The sequence below is a fragment of the Thiosocius teredinicola genome, assembly GCF_002009425.1.
GTDB classification, from domain to species: domain Bacteria; phylum Pseudomonadota; class Gammaproteobacteria; order Chromatiales; family Chromatiaceae; genus Thiosocius; species Thiosocius teredinicola.
Genome location: NZ_CP019936.1, coordinates 3,804,802 through 3,821,414 on the forward strand (window position 1 = coordinate 3,804,802; position 16,613 = coordinate 3,821,414).

Sequence of the window (16,613 nt, forward strand, 5' to 3'; positions counted from 1 at the left end):
GCCAGCAGTTACCCGATGTATGTCTCGACCGTATTCACGTTAACGTCGACACCATCATCGCGAAGCGGTGCAAGCGCCTCTTCAACCGTCTCGACGGGTACCTCGGCAATCGCCGCGATCTGCATGATGTAAACCGGCTTATCCTTGGTACCGGCGACATCCGACTCGAGATCGAGGATATTCAAACCGCACGCTGACAGCGCTGCCGTCACCTGCGAAACGATGCCGGCCCTGTCAGCGCCACTGACGGTCACCTGCACGTTGGGCAGCAGATGCTCGTGCAAATGGGCCTTGATGGGATCGACATGCAGGCACATACCCTGCGCCTCGAGCACCGGCTTGAGTTGACCACGCAGTTCGTTCTCGCTGAGCCCGCCGGTCACCATCATCATGACCGTGAAGTTACCGCCGAGACGAATCATCGACGTTTCACCCAAATTCACACCCAGCTCGTACAGGGCCCTTGTAATCGCCGCGACGATCCCGGGTTTGTCTTCGCCAATCAATGTCAACATGTACCAGTTTTCGGTCATGACCGTGCTCTCTCGGTGTTCAGCTGCGCAGCCAGATCAGGCTTGCCATTCTGCCCGTAACCCCATCGCGACGATAGGAAAAAAACCGTTCGGCTTCCGAATAGGTGCAATAAGAACCGCCAAAGACGCGCCCCACGCCGGCCCGATGCAGTCTGGCCCTTGCCAGCCCATACAAATCGGCAAGCCAATGCCCCTGACCATGCGGGCTGAAATGTCGGCCATCGTCGTGTTCGATGTCGGTGAACGCCGCATGCACCTCATCGCCCACTTCGAACGCAGCGGGGCCGATTGCCGGCCCCATCCAGGCCATCAACTGGTCGGCAGGCTGGTTGAACGCACGCACAGTCTGCTCGAGTATTCCGGCCTGAAGTCCGCGCCAACCCGCATGTGCCGCGGCCACCTGCGTACCGCGCACATCGCAGAACAACACAGGCAGACAATCTGCCGTCATGACCACGGATACGACTCCCGGCACATCGGTGATGCCCGCATCGGCACAGACATCGCCTGATCGATTCAGGCGCACGCGGGTACCGTGGACCTGCTGCAGCCACTGCGGTTCACTCGGCAGGTTGGCAGCACGGGTCAGCCGGTGGCGATTCTCTTCAACATCGGTCGGGACGTCACCCACGTGGGTGCCGAGATTCAGCGTCGACCAGGCACCTGAGCTGACGCCGCCCGCCCGCGTGGTCGATACCGCCCCGACGTTGGCCGGCGCCGGCCAATCCGGCCGAATCAAATCAATCTTCGAATCCTTCATATTCGTCTTCGAATTCGAAGTAGTCCTCGTAGTCGGGATCGTGCCAGTGGATGTTCGCATCGGCAGCCAGGGCATCGATCACCGCACGCATGTCATCGGGAATGGCGCATTCGAATCGCATCGGCCGGCCGGTCACCGGGTGATCCAGCTGCAGACGTTTCGCATGCAAAGCCTGCCGCTTGAAACCGCGCAGCGCACCCTTAAGCTCTTCTGACGCCCCGGCCGGCAGCTGCAATCGCCGGCCGTAGACCGGATCACCGAAAACCGGGTGCCGCAAGTGCGCCATGTGCACGCGAATCTGGTGGGTTCTGCCGGTTTCCAGCAGGACCTTGAGCAGGGTATGGCCGCGGAAATGCTCGAGCACCCGAAAATGCGTTACCGAGGGTTTTCCCAGCGGATTGACCGCCATGCGGGTCCGCTGTGTCGGATGACGGCCGATCGGCAGGTCGATCGTGCCGCCGGCAGGCATGCTGCCGACGACCAGCGCGCGGTATTCACGCGTCACCTGCCGGGCCGCGATGGCATCGACCAGCCTTTTATGGGCTGCCTGTGATTTGGCGATGACCATTAACCCGGTGGTGTCTTTGTCGAGACGGTGCACGATGCCCGCGCGTGGCAACTCAATGAGCGACGGATTGTGATACAGCAAGCCATTCTGCAGCGTACCGTCGGGGTTGCCGGCGGCCGGATGGACCACCAGATCTGCAGGCTTGTTGACCACCAGGATGTGCTCGTCTTCGAACACGATATTCAGCGGTATTGGCTGCGGAACGCATGCCACCTGGTCCTCCACCAGGGTACGTACCTGCAGGCGATCTCCCGAGGCGACCTTGTCGCGTGGCCGGCGCACCTCTCCGTTGACCAGAACGCGTCCGTCGCGAGTCCAGGCCTGCAGGCGGCTGCGCGAGAAATCAGGAAACAGGGTCGCCAGCGCCTGGTCCAGCCGAGCACCGGCAAGGTCCGGCCCAACGGTATTCTCCAGCAGATTTTCGTCGTGATTCTGATCCGTCAATGCGGTTCCGGTATAATGCGTGGCCAATTATCTGATCGCGGACGATGACCCATGCGGCGTGCCATCTGGCCCATTATACTGATTGCGCTTTTCCTCACAGGCTGTGCCGGCGACGAAAAAGACGAAACGCTAGGCTGGAGTCAGCAAAAACTCTATACCGAAGCTACCGACGAGATGCGCGCCGGCAATTACGAGCGCGCAATCAAGTACTACGAGATTCTCGAATCCCGCTATCCGTTCGGAAAATACGCCCACCAGGCGCAGCTGAACGTGGCGTATTGCTACTATCGGTTTGCCGAGCCCGAGTCGGCGCTGGCTGCTGCCGACCGTTTTATCAAGCTTCACCCCCAGCATCCGGCAGCGGCCTATGCCTACTATCTGAAGGGGCTGATCAACTTCAACCGAACGCTGGGCTTCCTCGACCGCTTCCTGCCGACGGACACCTCGCAGCGTGATCCCGGCGCGGCGCTCGACTCCTTCAATGATTTTTCAGAGGTCGTGCAACGCTACCCGAACAGCGAGTATGCCGAGGATTCGGTGCGTCGCATGCTGTACCTGCGCAACAACCTGGCACGCTACGAAGTCCGGGTTGCCGACTACTACCTGCGTCGCGGGGCCTACCTTGCCGCCGCCAATCGCGCGGAATACGTCGTACAGAACTACCAGCGAACGCCGGCGCTACGTGATGCGCTGGAGATCATGATCGAGGCCTACACCAAACTCGGTATGGACCAGCTGGCCGACGATACCAAGCGCGTATTGGCAATGAACGAGAGCAACGGCAGCCTGATCGACGATCCGCGGGATCTTGTCGAAAAGCCGTTCGGTCGCAAGCTATGGGAGTTCTTCGAACTGGACGAAAACTGAGCTGAGGGTTCTCGCAGCTACACGAAAAAGCCCCGTAATGGGGCTTTTTTCGTTACCGGCCGGCGCGGGGCCGGCCTAAATTGCTTCGTCGTCCTGCTCCCCGGTGCGAATGCGCACAACCTTTTCAACCGACGTCACGAAAATCTTGCCATCACCGATCTTGCCGGTACGGGCTGCCGACGTAATCGCTTCGATACAGGCATCAACCTGGTCGTCACTGACCACCACATCGATTTTCAGCTTCGGTAGAAAATCGACCACATACTCGGCGCCACGGTACAACTCCGTATGCCCCTTCTGTCGACCAAAGCCCTTCACTTCGATCGCGGTCATACCGGTAACACCGATATTGGAAAGACTTTCACGCACGTCATCGAGCTTGAACGGCTTGATGATGGCTTCGACTTTTTTCATGACTGAATCTCCCAGTTCATTTGGTCATTGCAGCACGTTGGGCCGGCTTGTGTAGTGTAAATCAGAATCCGTTAACAATCGGATAGCGACGATCCCGGCCGTAGGCACGACGCGTGATCTTGATACCGGGCGGTGCCTGCCGCCGCTTATATTCGTTTTGATCAACCAACCGCACTACCCTTTCCACGGTAGCGCGATCATAGCCGGCAGCAACGATCTCCTCCGGGGCATTGTCCTGCTCCACGTAGAGCAGCAGGATAGCATCGAGGATATCGTAATCGGGCAGGCTGTCGGTATCTTTTTGGTCCGGGCGCAGTTCGGCAGACGGCGGACGATCGATCACGCGCTGCGGTATCACCTCCTGCTCTCGATTGCGCCATCTCGCCAATCGGTAAACCAGCGTTTTCGGCACATCCTTCAACGGCGCGAAACCGCCCGCCATGTCGCCGTACAAGGTCGCATAGCCTACCGACATTTCACTCTTGTTACCCGTCGTCAACAACATCCGCCCCCGCTTATTGCTGATGGCCATCAAAATGATGCCGCGACAACGCGCCTGGATATTCTCTTCGGTGATATCAGGCTCGGTGCCGGCGAACGTATCTGACAACATCTGCAGAAACGCACTGAATGCCGGCTCGATCGGGATCGTCTGGTGTGGGACGCCCAGCGACTCAGCCTGGCGCACTGCGTCCTGGTTGCTCATATCCGCGGTATAGCGAGATGGCATCAGCACGACTTCGATGTTCTCGCTGCCCAGCGCATCCACTGCAATCGCCAGAGTAAGCGCCGAATCGATACCGCCCGACAAACCAAGCACCACAGAAGAGAAGTCGTTCTTATGCACATAGTCGCGCGTTCCGGCGACCAATGCCTGGTAGACCTCTTCCTCGCTGTCGAGAAATGGTTTTACCTCAGATTGTTGGGGAACTGCATCGTCAAGTTGCACGAGCGTTTCGCATTCTCTGAAGAAGCACGCCCGATGACGGATGGAGCCTTGCGCGTCAACGACGAATGAACCGCCGTCGAACACCAGTTCGTCCTGGCCACCGACCAGGTTTACATAGACGACCGACACGCCAAAGCGGGCGGCGCGCTGGGACACCAGTTGCTCGCGCTCGGCTGCTTTCCCCTGGTGAAAGGGCGATGCATTGAGATTCAACAACACCTCGGCCCCAGCAGCAGCCGCTCGCTGTACCGGCAGATCGAACCAGATGTCTTCGCAGATCGTCAGACCGAAGGTCACTCCGGCCTGCTCGAACACGACGGCTTGCACACCGGGCTCAAAGTAGCGACGCTCATCGAAGACGCTGTAGTTGGGCAACTGCATCTTGAGGTATTCCGCTTCGAGCACGCCATCGCGGAACACACCTGCGGCATTGAAGCGAACGCCGTCGCGCATGGCGGGGTAACCGACGATGAGGGTGATGCCGACCGCGGCTCCGGCAATTTCGCGCAACGCCTGCGCGACGCGCTGGTCGCAGGCACGACGCAACAACAGGTCTTCGGGCGGATAGCTTGTCAGCGTGAGTTCGGGAAACACCACGATATCCGCCGCACCACGCAAACGTTCAGCCGTCTCGACGACCCGCCGCGCATTCCCTGAGATATCGCCAACCAGCAGATTGACCTGCGCCAACGCAACTGTGATTGACACCTTTGTTCGGGCTCCCCTTATAAAGACGACGCCGGCCCCGCTAAGCGATGAACCGAGCGGAAAACGGCGAACAACAAGGACTCAAGAGTACACCAACCGCGGCATAGGCGACATCCGAGGAGCAGACAGGACAGTGATTGCTGGCAAGCACACTTGGCGCGGGCTCGTTCGCTCGAGGATTTTGCTAGAGGGCGGACGCGGCCGAGCGGAATGTGGCCGGCTAAAGAGATCAGCTACGTAGACGAAACAGCGCCGCCCGACCAGGCCGGGCGGCGCTAAGCAATTAAGACAAAAGCTCGGCCATACGTGCGCCGATCTGGGCCGGCGAACGCACGGTGGCGACACCGGCCTGTTCGAGCGCAGCGAACTTGCCGTCGGCGGTGCCTTTGCCGCCACTGATGATGGCCCCTGCATGCCCCATGCGTTTTCCCGGTGGCGCAGTGACACCGGCGATGTAGGCGACTACCGGTTTCTTGACGTTGTTGGCGATGAACTCTGCCGCATCCTCTTCCGCACTGCCGCCGATCTCGCCGACCATAACAATGCCCTCGGTCTGCGGATCTTCGTTGAACAGGGTCAAGCAATCGATGAAGTTCATGCCGTGAATCGGGTCACCGCCGATACCGACGCAGGTACTCTGCCCCAGGCCTTGGCGCGAGGTCTGGAAGACCGCTTCATAAGTCAAGGTACCCGATCGCGACACAATGCCGACCTTGCCTGCGTTGTGAATCGAACCCGGCATGATGCCGATCTTGCACTCACCCGGAGTGATCACGCCGGGACAGTTGGGTCCGACCAGGCGGACATCGCTACCGGCAAGTGCTGCGCGCACCTTCAGCATATCGAGTACCGGTATCCCCTCGGTGATACAGACGACAACCTTGATACCCGCGTCGGCCGCCTCGAGGATCGCGTCAGCGGCAAACGCCGCCGGCACATAGATCATCGTTGCATCCGCACCGGTTTCAGCGACGGCATCGTGAACCGTATCAAAGACCGGCCGATCCAAGTGCTTCTGACCACCCTTGCCCGGCGTAACGCCGCCGACCAGTTGGGTGCCGTAGGCGATAGCCTGCTCCGAATGAAAGGTGCCCTGCTTGCCGGTAAAGCCCTGGCAGATCACCTTGGTGTTCTTGTTGATCAAGATACTCATGATAATTTCCGTCGGTTATCAGGCTGCAGCCGCAACAACTTTCTCTGCGGCTTCGGTAAGGTCAGATGCAGTTTCCAAGGCAAGCCCGCTTTCATCCAGCAGCTTGAGGCCTTGTTCGGCGTTGGTGCCTTCCAGGCGAATAACGACCGGCACCTTGATACCCACTTCGCGCACTGCGGCAATAATGCCCTCGGCAATCAGGTCACAGCGCACGATGCCACCGAAGATGTTGACCAGCACCGCCTTGACCTTGCCATCGGAGAGAATGATCTTGAAGGCCTCGGCAACGCGCGCCGCGGTGGTGCCACCACCGACATCGAGGAAGTTGGCCGGCGTTCCGCCGTGCAATTGCACGAGATCCATGGTGGCCATCGCCAGTCCGGCGCCGTTGACCATGCAACCGATGTTGCCGTCCAGCGTGATGTAGTTCAGATCATGTTCGGCAGCGGCTGCTTCGCGCGCGTCTTCCTGACTGATGTCGCGCATCGCCAACAGGTCGGAGTGGCGATACAGGGCGTTGCTGTCGAGGTTGATCTTTGCGTCCAGCGCTATGAGGTCACCTGCCGGCGTCACGACCAGCGGATTGATCTCGACCAGGCTGGCATCTTCTTTGAGGAACAGTTCGATCAGGCCGAACAGGATCTTCTGAAACTGCTTGACCTGGTCTTTGTTGAAACCAAGCGCAAACCCGAGACGCCGCGCCTGGTAGGGCTGAACACCCGCAGCCGGGTCGATCAGCGTCGTGATGATCTTCTCGGGCGTCTCTTCCGCGACTTCCTCGATATTCATGCCGCCGGCACGCGATGCCATCACCAACACGCGGCGCGTCGCACGATCGACCAGCGCACTGAGGTAGAGTTCTTCGCCGATGTCGGTCGGCTCTTCGACCAGGATGTAGCTGACCGGCAAACCATCCGCACCCGTCTGCTTGGTGACGATGCGATTGGCGAGAATACGCGCCGACTCACTTTCGACTTTGTCGGGCGAGTCGACCAACACCACGCCGCCCGCCTTGCCGCGACCACCGGTATGCGCCTGGGCTTTGACGACCCATTTGCCGCCACCCATCTCTTCGGCGGCACGCCGTGCCTCGTCGGCACTTTCCACCGCGTACCCCATGGGCACGGGTATTCCGTAACCGGCGAATAGCTTTTTGGACTGGAATTCGTGTAGGTTCACGGCTAGACCCTATGTAGCGACGATTCGTGCATTCTGGTGCAGAAATTGACGAAGCGCAAAAAGACAAATCACTGCTGACTATTACCCCCCACCGAGAGTGCGATTTGAGCGACACAACGCTACAGAATCACGCTAAAGCGACGACACAAACCTTAGACGTCGACAAGCAAGCACACATGCCGGTACTCGAAAGCCAGATCGGCCACCTCCGTTTATATCTTCTTTATCGCTCGGCACTCGGCGTTGCGCTGTTGCTGATGTACTTTGGATTCGGTCGCGGACCGTTGGGCACCTATCTGCCCGGCGTGTTCACGGTCGCCGTCCATTTGTACCTGGGGCTGGCGATCATCGCGCTGATCATGCACCTGCGCCAGGTTGGCGATGACCAGCGGCAAGGGCAGCTCGCGCTGTTCCTGGATATCGTGCTGATCACCGTCATGATGCATGCCAGCGGCGGCGTGCAGTCCGGCCTGGGGATGCTGATTGCGGTGTCGATCGCCCTCGGCAGTCTGGGTCTGGTCGGCCACACCGCCCTGTTTTTCGCCGCACTGGCGTCGTTGGCGGTGCTGACGGAGCGCATCTATTCCCAGGTCGCCCGCGCCTTCGAGGATACGGCCTACATGCAGGCCGGCCTGCTCGGCGCCCTGTATTTCGCGTTGGCGTTGCTGGCCCACCGTCTCGGCCAGCGCGCTACCGAGAGCGAACAACTGGCCAGTCAGCGCGGCCTCGACCTGGCGAATCTGGCCCAGCTGAACGATTTCGTCATTCAGCAGATGCGCGCCGGCATTTTGGTTATCGACGAGCAGGAAACCATCCAGGTAATGAATGAAGCCGCCTGGGTGCTGCTCGGCATGCCGGTGGCGATGCGCCACTATCCGCTGGAAGAGTCGTCGCCGGGACTCGCCGAGCAATATCGCCAATGGCTGGATACGCCGGGCGGGCCACGACCGGACTTCCGACCCACGGCAGGGGGGCGCGACCTGCGTGCCACCTTCACCCCGATCGGCGACGACGACAGCTCGAACACGCTGATCGTGCTGGAGGACACCGCGCAACTGACGGCCGAGGTGCAACAGCTGAAGCTTGCCTCGCTCGGCCGGCTCACCGCCGGCATCGCCCACGAGATCCGCAATCCGCTGGGCGCGATCAGTCATGCCTCGCAGCTGCTCGACGAGTCACCGCAACTGCCTTCGACGGATAAGCGGATGATCGAAATCATCCAACAGAACTCGCGCCGGGTGAACGAGGTGGTTGAGAGCATTCTCAAGTTGTCCCGCCAGGACAACCCGCACCCTAAACCCCTGGTGCTCGGGCCATGGCTGGAAGAACAGATCGTGGAGATCCGCCAGACACACCGGCTCAGTGAAAACCAGCTGCAGAAGCAGATCGACCCGGAAACGACCACGGTGTTCTCCGACCCGGGCCAGCTGCGCCAGGTCATCGATGTGCTGTGCGACAACGCGATCCATCATTTCGATCGTGACCTGCCGCAGTTGCAGCTCAAGATCGCCGGCGGCATCACCGTCGAATCCGGCGGGCCGTTTCTCGAGGTACGCGACAATGGTTCGGGCATCCCGCTCGATGCCGAAAAAAACCTGTTTGAACCGTTTTTCACCACGCGCAACGAAGGCACCGGATTGGGCCTGTATATCGCCCGCCAGCTGTGCGAAGCCAACCACATTCGTCTGGAGTACCTGCGCCAACCCACGGGCGGCAGCTGCTTTAGGCTAAGCTTCCCCAACCCCAAACGCACCCGCAAACTATGACTCGCCCGCTCGCCCTCATCATCGACGACGAACCCGATATTCGTGAACTTCTTGAAATCACGCTGGCCCGCATGGATGTCGACTGTCGACTGGCCGGTTCGCTGCGCGAGGCCTTCGGACAACTCGCCGAAACACATTTCAATCTGTGTCTCGTCGATATGCGTCTGCCCGACGGCAACGGAATCGACATCGTGCGCAAGGTGGCCGCAGACCACCCCGAAACGCCGATCGCGATGATCACCGCGCACGGCAACATGGAAACCGCCGTCGAGGCGCTCAAAGCGGGCGCGTTCGACTTCGTCTCCAAACCGGTCGATCTACCGGTGCTTCGCCGCCTGGTCGAGACAGCGCTGCGTCTCGATGGCAACGACCAGGCGCCTGCATCGCCGAAAAGCCACGGCGACCTGCTCGGAAAATCGCCGGCGATGCAGGAAATTCGCCGCCTGATCGAAAAGCTCGCGCGCAACCAGGCACCGGTGTTCATCAGCGGCGAGTCGGGCACCGGTAAGGAACTGGCGGCGCGCTCGATCCATTCCCGCAGCCCGAGGGCATCCCGCCCTTTTGTTGCGGTCAACTGCGGCGCGATCCCGCAAGACCTGATGGAAAGCGAGTTCTTCGGCCATGTGAAAGGCAGTTTCACCGGCGCAGTGCGCGACAAACCCGGGCTGTTCCAGACGGCCGACGGCGGCACCCTGTTTCTCGACGAAGTCGCCGACCTGCCGTTGTCAATGCAGGTCAAGCTGTTGCGCGCAATCCAGGAGAAATCGGTACGCCCCGTCGGTGGCGAGAAAGAAGAGTCGGTGGACGTCCGTATCATCAGTGCCAGCCACAAGGATCTGGCTGCCATGGTCGCCGGCGGCGAGTTTCGGCAGGACCTTTACTACCGCATCCATGTCATCGAGCTGATCATGGCGCCGCTGCGCGAGCGGCCGGAGGATATCCCGGTCATGATCGAGCACATCCTCAGCCGGCTTGCTCAGCGCATGGGCGCGAACCCACCGAAACTGGAACGCAGTGCGCTGGAGGCCCTGTATCGGCACGACTTTCCCGGAAACGTGCGCGAATTGGAGAATCTGTTGGAGCGAGCCACTGCGCTTTGTGAACAGCAGACCATTACATTGGATGACCTGGGCCTCGCCAATGCCCCGAGCGGCAACGGTCACGCCACACCCCCTTCACCGCTCGCCGACCAGGGTCTGGAGGGCTACCTGGCCGATGTGGAACGCCAGGCCATCGTGCAAGCCCTTGAAACCAACAAGTGGAACCGAACTGCGGCCGCCAAGGCGCTCGGCATCAGTTTCAGGGCACTGCGATACCGTCTCGAGAAGCTCGGCCTGGATGCCGAGGACGACGGCACTGACGCTCAAGGTCAGTAAGTGACGCCGCACGTCAGCAGTGGATTTGCGTTCGCGCCCAAAGAGGTTTTGCACAGGCGTTAATCCCTGCAAAACGAAATATTTTATTATTGATTTTCAATGTCTTATAAAGACCCGCTCCTCATACAACACGAGCTGGCACAACTACTGCTTTAAGGCTGTCAAGGGCTAACAAGACACGCCAAGCGAATCAGAAATTAGTCCCTAAAGTTTGAAACCCGGCAGCCGTTAGGTAACGGCGACCGCTGACCTTAAACCAGGAGAAACCCATGAAGAAGCAGTCTGGCTTTACGCTTATCGAACTTATGATCGTTGTCGCGATCATCGCTATCCTCGCCGCGATCGCTATCCCGGCATACAACAACTACATCTCTGAAGCTCGCATGGCGAAAGTCACCGAGCACTACGACGGAGCCTACCGCGCGATCAAAGCCGAAATGTCGCGTCTGACCGCTGCTGACGCACGTGGCGCCACAGCCCCCACCGGTGTGAACGCGTTTGCTTACTGGCAGGACATCGTTAACCCTGAAGGCCAGTCGGCTCCGGGCGCCAGCGCAGATGACGCTTTCGGTGACAACGCTGGTACCTCTACCTCAGGCCAAATCGGTTTGCAGGTTACCGGTACCGCCGGTCGCGTAGATGACTTGTACGTCGTTATCCACCGTCCGATCTACCTTGAGTTTACCGCGGTCGAGACCATCGGCGTCAACGCAACCGACCTGTAATCAGTAAGGGGATAAACCCCAGACTGAATCAAGGCAACCGGCGTGTGGAATCCATACGCCGGTTGCTCTGTTTTTGACGATTCGGTCTTCAATTTTCGTTGCAAGCGGAGGTATCAAGCATTGGCACACATGACCAACAATAAGGGTTTCAATCTCGTCGAATTGATGGTTACCGTCGCTGTCATTTCAACCCTCGCGGCTATCGCAATTCCAGCCTACAACGGCTACGTGCGCGAAGGCCACTTTGCGACCATGCGCGCTTCGCTCGACGGTTTGCGAGTTCCCATAGAAGACTACCGCTTGGAGAACGCAAACTACGGGGCTACGGGCACTCTGACCGGAGTAACGGCAATCAACGGCCGATTCGGATGGCAACCCAGCGGAGACATCGGTAACTACACCTATGCGGTTTCCGTCACATCAGTCGGGTCGTATGATGTTTGGGGAGTATTCAACTCAAACATCTGGGTGAGGTGCGACGCACGTTTTTCCAACTGTTGCGACTCAACAACGCCAAGCGCCACTGCTGTGAGCAACAATTGCCCCCCATAGGGCTTGCCGCCACGCTGATAAGTGATACCGCCCTTTCTTCCTAAAGTCAGTGAACGTGCGGCCGATGAATCTCCCACGAGTATCATCTATCGGCATTCCAACAATCTGGTCGCCCCGAAGATATACTTGGAAGAATTTAGCGCAACCGGCTTTTAATCAACTATGGCAACTACTAGCCCAATAGTCCGCCTCGGTGGTCTAGCACGACGTCTCGTGCAGGACGGCCTGCTGTCTGAAGAAGAAGCAAACAGTGCCACCAAATCCGCCTCCGAGGCCAAACTGCCGCTGGTATCCTATTTGGTTAGCCAGCGAACCGTGGACGCCAAGGCAGTCGCCCTTGCCGCGTCATCCGAATACGGCGTGCCACTGTTCGACCTCGACGCGATAGATCCGGAAACCATGCCCGGTAATCTCGTCGAAGAAAAACTGGTACGCAAACACCACGCACTACCGTTGATCAAACGAGGGAATCGCCTTTTCCTGGCGGTTTCTGACCCGACCAACCACCAAGGCCTCGACGAGATCAAATTTCATACGGGCCTAACGACCGACGCCGTTTTGGTGGAGGAAGACAAACTCGCCGCGGCGATCAATCGTGCGCTGGATGCCCAAGACACCTCGATGACGGATCTTCTTGACGAAGATCTCGAGAATCTGGACATCAGCACCGGCGACGAGGTCGACGAAGACCAGGACGCGAACCTGGATGTCGACGATGCGCCGGTCGTGCGCTATGTGAACAAGATCCTGCTCGATGCGATCAATTCGGGCACGTCCGACATCCACTTCGAGCCCTACGAAAAGGTCTACCGCGTGCGCTTCCGGCAGGACGGCATGCTGCACGAAAAAGCCACGCCGCCGATCAATATCGCACAACGCCTCTCGGCTCGCCTCAAAGTTATGGCTCGGATGAATATCGCCGAGCGGCGGGTACCGCAGGACGGTCGTATCAAGATGGTATTGTCGCGCAATCGCTCGATCGACTTTCGTGTCAACACCTGCCCGACGTTGTATGGCGAGAAAATCGTGCTGCGTATCCTCGATTCGTCGGCTGCGCAGCTGGGTGTCGAGGCTTTAGGGTTCGACGACGCCCAACAACGACATTTCCTCGAAGCAATCAAGAAACCCTACGGCATGGTGCTGGTAACCGGCCCGACCGGTAGCGGTAAGACGGTCAGTCTCTATACGGCGCTGAATCTTCTCAACCAGCCCGAAGTCAACATCTCGACCGCAGAAGACCCGGTCGAGATCCAGGTTGCCGGGATCAACCAGGTCAACGTCAACCCCAAGACCGGCCTGACGTTCGCCGAAGCGTTACGCGCGTTTCTCCGCCAAGACCCGGACATCGTCATGGTCGGTGAGATCCGTGACCTGGAAACGGCGGAGATCTCAGTAAAAGCGGCACAAACCGGTCACTTGGTCCTGTCGACACTGCACACCAACGATGCGCCCCAAACGCTGACGCGATTGGCGAACATGGGCATTCCACCGTTCAATATCGCCTCGTCGGTCAACCTGATCCTTGCGCAGCGCTTGGCCCGCCGACTCTGCGAACATTGCAAGACAGTGGACGAAGTACCACACGATGCACTGATCGAAGAAGGCTTTACCGACGAAGATGTCCGCGATGGATTGGAAGTCTACAAAGCGGTTGGGTGCGACAAGTGCACCAAAGGCTACAAGGGCCGAGTCGGCCTGTTCGAGGTCATGCCGGTCAGTGATGCCATGGGCAAGCTGATTATGGAGGGTGCTAACTCCATTCAAATTCGCGACTTGGCGAAGTCGGAAGGATTGCAAGACCTACGCGCCTCTGGCCTTGCAAAAGTGAAAGCCGGCATCACAAGCCTCGAAGAAATCAACCGAGTCACCAAGGATTAATAGAACAAGATCATGGCTACCAAAGCAGCGGCAGCGCCGAAACCAGAAAAGGCATTGATTTTTTCCTGGGAAGGGACGGATCGGAAAGGCAACCGGGTAAAGGGTGAGACGCGCGCATCGACCGTTGCGATGGCACGTGCCGAACTGCGCCGACAGGGCATCAATCCTCTGAAAGTACGCAAGAAAGCTTCTTCGATATTCTCTAATCGCAAAAAGAAGATCACCAGTAAAGACATCGCCATATTTTCACGCCAACTCGCAACCATGATGGCGGCCGGCGTGCCGATGGTGCAGGCCTTCGATATTGTCGGGCGAGGACACAATAACCCATCGATGCAAGAGATGATTTTGTCGATTAAAGCCGACGTCGAAGGCGGTACTTCGCTGACCGGCTCGCTAAGAAAGCACCCTTTGTATTTCGACGACCTGTTCTGTAATTTGGTCGAAGCCGGAGAGCAAGCAGGCGTGCTTGAAACCCTGCTCGACAAAATTGCAACCTATAAAGAGAAAACCGAGTCGCTGAAGGCAAAAATCAAGAAAGCCCTCTTCTATCCAACTGCTGTCATACTCGTGGCGATACTAATCACATCGATCATCATGATTTTTGTGATTCCGCAGTTTAAGGACTTATTCAGCAGCTTCGGTGCCGATCTCCCCGCCTTCACCCTGGTCGTGATCAAGATTTCTGACTTCGTTGCCGGATGGTGGTGGGCAATCCTCGGCGTCGTGGTAATTGCCGTCTTCACAGCGGCCAATGTCTGGAAACGATCACCCAAGTTCCGCGAAACGCTGGACAAGCTACTGCTCAAGGTGCCGGTGATTGGGATGATCATGCACAAAGCTGCACTGGCGCGGTTCTGTCGTACCACTGCCACAATGTTTGCGGCGGGTGTTCCGTTGGTCGAGGCCCTTCAGTCCGTGGCCGGTGCTACCGGCAGCGCGGTCTACGAAAAGGCTGTCCTCAAGATGCGTGATGACGTCGCCACCGGTCAATCACTGACCTTATCAATGCGCCAACAAGGCCTGTTTCCGCACATGGTGATCCAGATGGTCACCATCGGCGAAGAGTCGGGTTCGCTCGATGACATGCTGTCGAAAGTGGCGGACTTCTACGAAGAAGAGGTCGACAATGCGGTTGATGCACTGAGCAGCCTGCTCGAGCCGCTGATCATGGTTGTGCTGGGCACCGTGATCGGTGGTCTCGTCATCGCTCTGTATCTACCAATCTTCCAGTTGGGTTCCGTCGTTTCTGGAAACTGACGATGCAGTTCGACCCATTGGTCGTCGAGGCAGCGCCCTACGTGGCGCTGCTGTTCGGCTTGGTGATCGGCAGCTTCCTCAACGTTGTTATTTTGCGGCTCCCCAAGCGCATGCAGGCAGAGCTTGCTGACGCTTGTGCTGATCTGCGCGGCGAGGAATCGACTCCCCTGCCGAGTCGCCTGTTTGGCCTGGACTTCCTGATCTCCCCTCCGTCAACCTGCCCAAAGTGCGGTCACGGCATCAAGGCCTGGGAGAACATCCCGATCATCAGTTACCTGCTGCTGCGCGGAAAGTGCAGTGAATGCTCCAATCCGATAGGCATCCGCTACCCGATCGTCGAGGCGATCACGGGGGTACTCAGCCTGGTCGTCGTCATGCACTTCGGGCCTACGATGCAGGCGGCCGCGGCGCTGATCCTGACCTGGGGGCTCGTCGCGCTGACGGCCATTGATCTCGACGAACAACTCCTGCCCGACCAGCTCACTCTGCCGCTGATGTGGCTTGGCCTGCTGGTGAATACGCAGGGCCTGTTTACCGACCTGACCTCTGCAGTCATCGGTGCCGCAACCGGCTACCTGGTGTTGTGGTTTGTGTTCCAGCTGTTTCGCTTTCTCACCGGCCGCGAAGGCATGGGGTACGGCGACTTCAAACTGCTGGCGGCGTTCGGCGCTTTTTTCGGCTGGCAATTGCTCCCGCAGGTCATCCTGTTGTCGTCGCTGATTGGCGCAATCGTAGGGATCGCATTGGTCGTGGTGCGCGGGCGAGACAGGCAGATCCCTATCCCGTTCGGCCCCTACCTTGCCGGAGCGGGTTTCGTGGCGCTATTGTGGGGCGACGAAATCAACCGCAGCTATCTGCAATTGGCGGGATTTGGCTAAGAGGCTGAAAATCGGTCTGACCGGCGGTATCGGCAGCGGTAAAACGGCGGTGAGCGACCTGTTCGCCGAACTCGGCGCCGAAGTCATCGATACCGACCTACTGAGTAGAGAACTTGTCCAGCCGGGCCGGCCGGCCCTCGACGAGATCGTTGCGACCTTCGGCCGCGAAATTCTCGACCCCAATGGACACCTGGACCGCCAGACCCTGCGGAGCAAGGTGTTCGCCGACGCCACGCTCAGAAAAAAGCTCGAAGCGATCCTGCACCCGAAGATTCGCGAAGAAATGCTCGCGCGGGCGGCACGATCGGCGGCACCGTACGTTATTTTCGTTATTCCACTGCTGGTCGAAACCGGCCAACAGAACCTCGTCGATCGGGTTCTACTGGTCGATGTGCCCGAGGCGCTGCAGAGAGAACGGGTTGCCCGGCGCGATGGACTTTCGACAGAGCAGATCGATCAGATACTGGCGGCGCAGGCCGATCGCGCGACCCGCCTGAGCCACGCTGACGACATCATCTGCAACGACCGCGATCGCGATGCACTCGTCAAGGCCGTTGCTGAGCTGCACCGGAAATATCTGCGCCACATCCAAGATTGAACGCG

15 protein-coding genes and 1 pseudogene are annotated in these 16,613 nt (G+C 58.9%); 9 read left to right on the plus strand and 7 right to left on the minus strand.

All coding sequences use genetic code 11. The annotated features are described in order from the left end of the window. Positions 1–8: 8 nt before the first annotated feature. From B1781_RS18035 to rluD, 3 genes are read right to left on the minus strand one after another with little or no spacing between them, the layout of a single operon-like run. The gene (locus B1781_RS18035) at positions 9–533 is read right to left on the minus strand and encodes a glycine cleavage system protein R (RefSeq protein WP_334223774.1); all 525 of its coding nucleotides are present in this window, start codon (positions 531–533) and stop codon (positions 9–11) included. Between the two features lie 19 nt (positions 534–552). Further along, a complete protein-coding gene (gene pgeF / locus B1781_RS18040; protein WP_078120991.1) occupies positions 553–1,293 on the minus strand; it encodes a peptidoglycan editing factor PgeF in 741 nt (246 codons plus the stop codon). Then, positions 1,274–2,305: a 23S rRNA pseudouridine(1911/1915/1917) synthase RluD gene (gene rluD / locus B1781_RS18045; protein ID WP_334223775.1), complete on the minus strand. Its 1,032-nt coding sequence runs from the start codon at positions 2,303–2,305 to the stop codon at positions 1,274–1,276. The genes pgeF and rluD overlap by 20 nt, the downstream gene beginning before the upstream one ends. A 51-nt stretch (positions 2,306–2,356) precedes the next feature. Here rluD and B1781_RS18050 point away from each other — a divergent pair, with 51 nt between their 5' ends. Next, positions 2,357–3,172, plus strand: coding sequence for an outer membrane protein assembly factor BamD (locus B1781_RS18050; protein ID WP_078120992.1), 816 nt, complete (start codon positions 2,357–2,359; stop codon positions 3,170–3,172). A gap of 75 nt (positions 3,173–3,247) precedes the next feature. Here the strand turns inward: B1781_RS18050 and B1781_RS18055 are convergent, their stop codons facing one another. From B1781_RS18055 to sucC, 4 genes are all read right to left on the minus strand, one after another. Further along, on the minus strand, positions 3,248–3,586 hold the full coding sequence (locus tag B1781_RS18055; RefSeq protein WP_078120993.1) for a P-II family nitrogen regulator: 339 nt from the start codon (positions 3,584–3,586) through the stop codon (positions 3,248–3,250). A 61-nt stretch (positions 3,587–3,647) separates the two neighbouring features. Further along, on the minus strand, positions 3,648–5,243 hold the full coding sequence (locus tag B1781_RS18060) for an NAD+ synthase (RefSeq protein ID WP_078120994.1): 1,596 nt from the start codon (positions 5,241–5,243) through the stop codon (positions 3,648–3,650). A 283-nt stretch (positions 5,244–5,526) separates the two neighbouring features. Beyond that, a complete protein-coding gene (sucD, locus tag B1781_RS18065) occupies positions 5,527–6,396 on the minus strand; it encodes a succinate--CoA ligase subunit alpha (protein WP_078120995.1) in 870 nt (289 codons plus the stop codon). An 18-nt stretch (positions 6,397–6,414) separates the two neighbouring features. Next, positions 6,415–7,575 carry an ADP-forming succinate--CoA ligase subunit beta gene (sucC, locus tag B1781_RS18070; RefSeq protein ID WP_078120996.1) on the minus strand — a complete coding sequence of 387 codons (1,161 nt, stop codon included), beginning with the start codon at positions 7,573–7,575 and terminating at the stop codon, positions 6,415–6,417. Positions 7,576–7,751: 176 nt separating this feature from the next. On the opposite strand from sucC, the gene B1781_RS18075 reads away from it, so the two are divergent. The 8 genes and pseudogenes from B1781_RS18075 to coaE all read left to right on the plus strand — a co-directional run bounded on the left by B1781_RS18075 (position 7,752) and on the right by coaE (position 16,608). Beyond that, on the plus strand, positions 7,752–9,341 hold the full coding sequence (locus tag B1781_RS18075) for a sensor histidine kinase (protein ID WP_078120997.1): 1,590 nt from the start codon (positions 7,752–7,754) through the stop codon (positions 9,339–9,341). Further along, on the plus strand, positions 9,338–10,717 hold the full coding sequence (locus B1781_RS18080; protein ID WP_078120998.1) for a sigma-54-dependent transcriptional regulator: 1,380 nt from the start codon (positions 9,338–9,340) through the stop codon (positions 10,715–10,717). Before B1781_RS18075 ends, B1781_RS18080 begins: the two co-directional genes overlap by 4 nt. A gap of 269 nt (positions 10,718–10,986) precedes the next feature. Further along, a pseudogene (locus B1781_RS23645) lies at positions 10,987–11,086 on the plus strand (prepilin-type N-terminal cleavage/methylation domain-containing protein); the annotation flags it as partial. Positions 11,087–11,571: 485 nt separating this feature from the next. After that, on the plus strand, positions 11,572–11,994 hold the full coding sequence (locus B1781_RS18090) for a type IV pilin protein (RefSeq protein WP_078120999.1): 423 nt from the start codon (positions 11,572–11,574) through the stop codon (positions 11,992–11,994). 162 nt (positions 11,995–12,156) lie between these two features. Continuing rightward, positions 12,157–13,872 (plus strand): type IV-A pilus assembly ATPase PilB, encoded by a 1,716-nt coding sequence (gene pilB / locus B1781_RS18095; RefSeq protein ID WP_078121000.1) that lies wholly within the window; start codon positions 12,157–12,159, stop codon positions 13,870–13,872. A 12-nt stretch (positions 13,873–13,884) separates the two neighbouring features. Continuing rightward, on the plus strand, positions 13,885–15,132 hold the full coding sequence (locus tag B1781_RS18100) for a type II secretion system F family protein (RefSeq protein WP_078121001.1): 1,248 nt from the start codon (positions 13,885–13,887) through the stop codon (positions 15,130–15,132). 41 nt (positions 15,133–15,173) lie between these two features. Further along, positions 15,174–16,010 carry a prepilin peptidase gene (locus B1781_RS18105; RefSeq protein ID WP_334223777.1) on the plus strand — a complete coding sequence of 279 codons (837 nt, stop codon included), beginning with the start codon at positions 15,174–15,176 and terminating at the stop codon, positions 16,008–16,010. Beyond that, positions 16,003–16,608, plus strand: a complete 606-nt coding sequence (gene coaE, locus B1781_RS18110; protein WP_334223778.1) for a dephospho-CoA kinase — start codon at positions 16,003–16,005, stop codon at positions 16,606–16,608. Before B1781_RS18105 ends, coaE begins: the two co-directional genes overlap by 8 nt. Positions 16,609–16,613: the final 5 nt, after the last annotated feature.

Bases quoted from the DNA above. Each gene is read 5' to 3' on its own strand.
- B1781_RS18035 (WP_334223774.1), bottom strand. From the start codon at position 533: ATGACCGAAAACTGGTACATGTTGACATTGATTGGCGAAGACAAACCC.
- pgeF (WP_078120991.1), bottom strand. From the start codon at position 1,293: ATGAAGGATTCGAAGATTGATTTGATTCGGCCGGATTGGCCGGCGCCG.
- B1781_RS18050 (WP_078120992.1), top strand. From the start codon at position 2,357: ATGCGGCGTGCCATCTGGCCCATTATACTGATTGCGCTTTTCCTCACA.
- B1781_RS18055 (WP_078120993.1), bottom strand. From the start codon at position 3,586: ATGAAAAAAGTCGAAGCCATCATCAAGCCGTTCAAGCTCGATGACGTG.
- sucD (WP_078120995.1), bottom strand. From the start codon at position 6,396: ATGAGTATCTTGATCAACAAGAACACCAAGGTGATCTGCCAGGGCTTT.
- B1781_RS18075 (WP_078120997.1), top strand. From the start codon at position 7,752: ATGCCGGTACTCGAAAGCCAGATCGGCCACCTCCGTTTATATCTTCTT.
- B1781_RS18080 (WP_078120998.1), top strand. From the start codon at position 9,338: ATGACTCGCCCGCTCGCCCTCATCATCGACGACGAACCCGATATTCGT.
- B1781_RS18090 (WP_078120999.1), top strand. From the start codon at position 11,572: ATGACCAACAATAAGGGTTTCAATCTCGTCGAATTGATGGTTACCGTC.
- pilB (WP_078121000.1), top strand. From the start codon at position 12,157: ATGGCAACTACTAGCCCAATAGTCCGCCTCGGTGGTCTAGCACGACGT.
- B1781_RS18100 (WP_078121001.1), top strand. From the start codon at position 13,885: ATGGCTACCAAAGCAGCGGCAGCGCCGAAACCAGAAAAGGCATTGATT.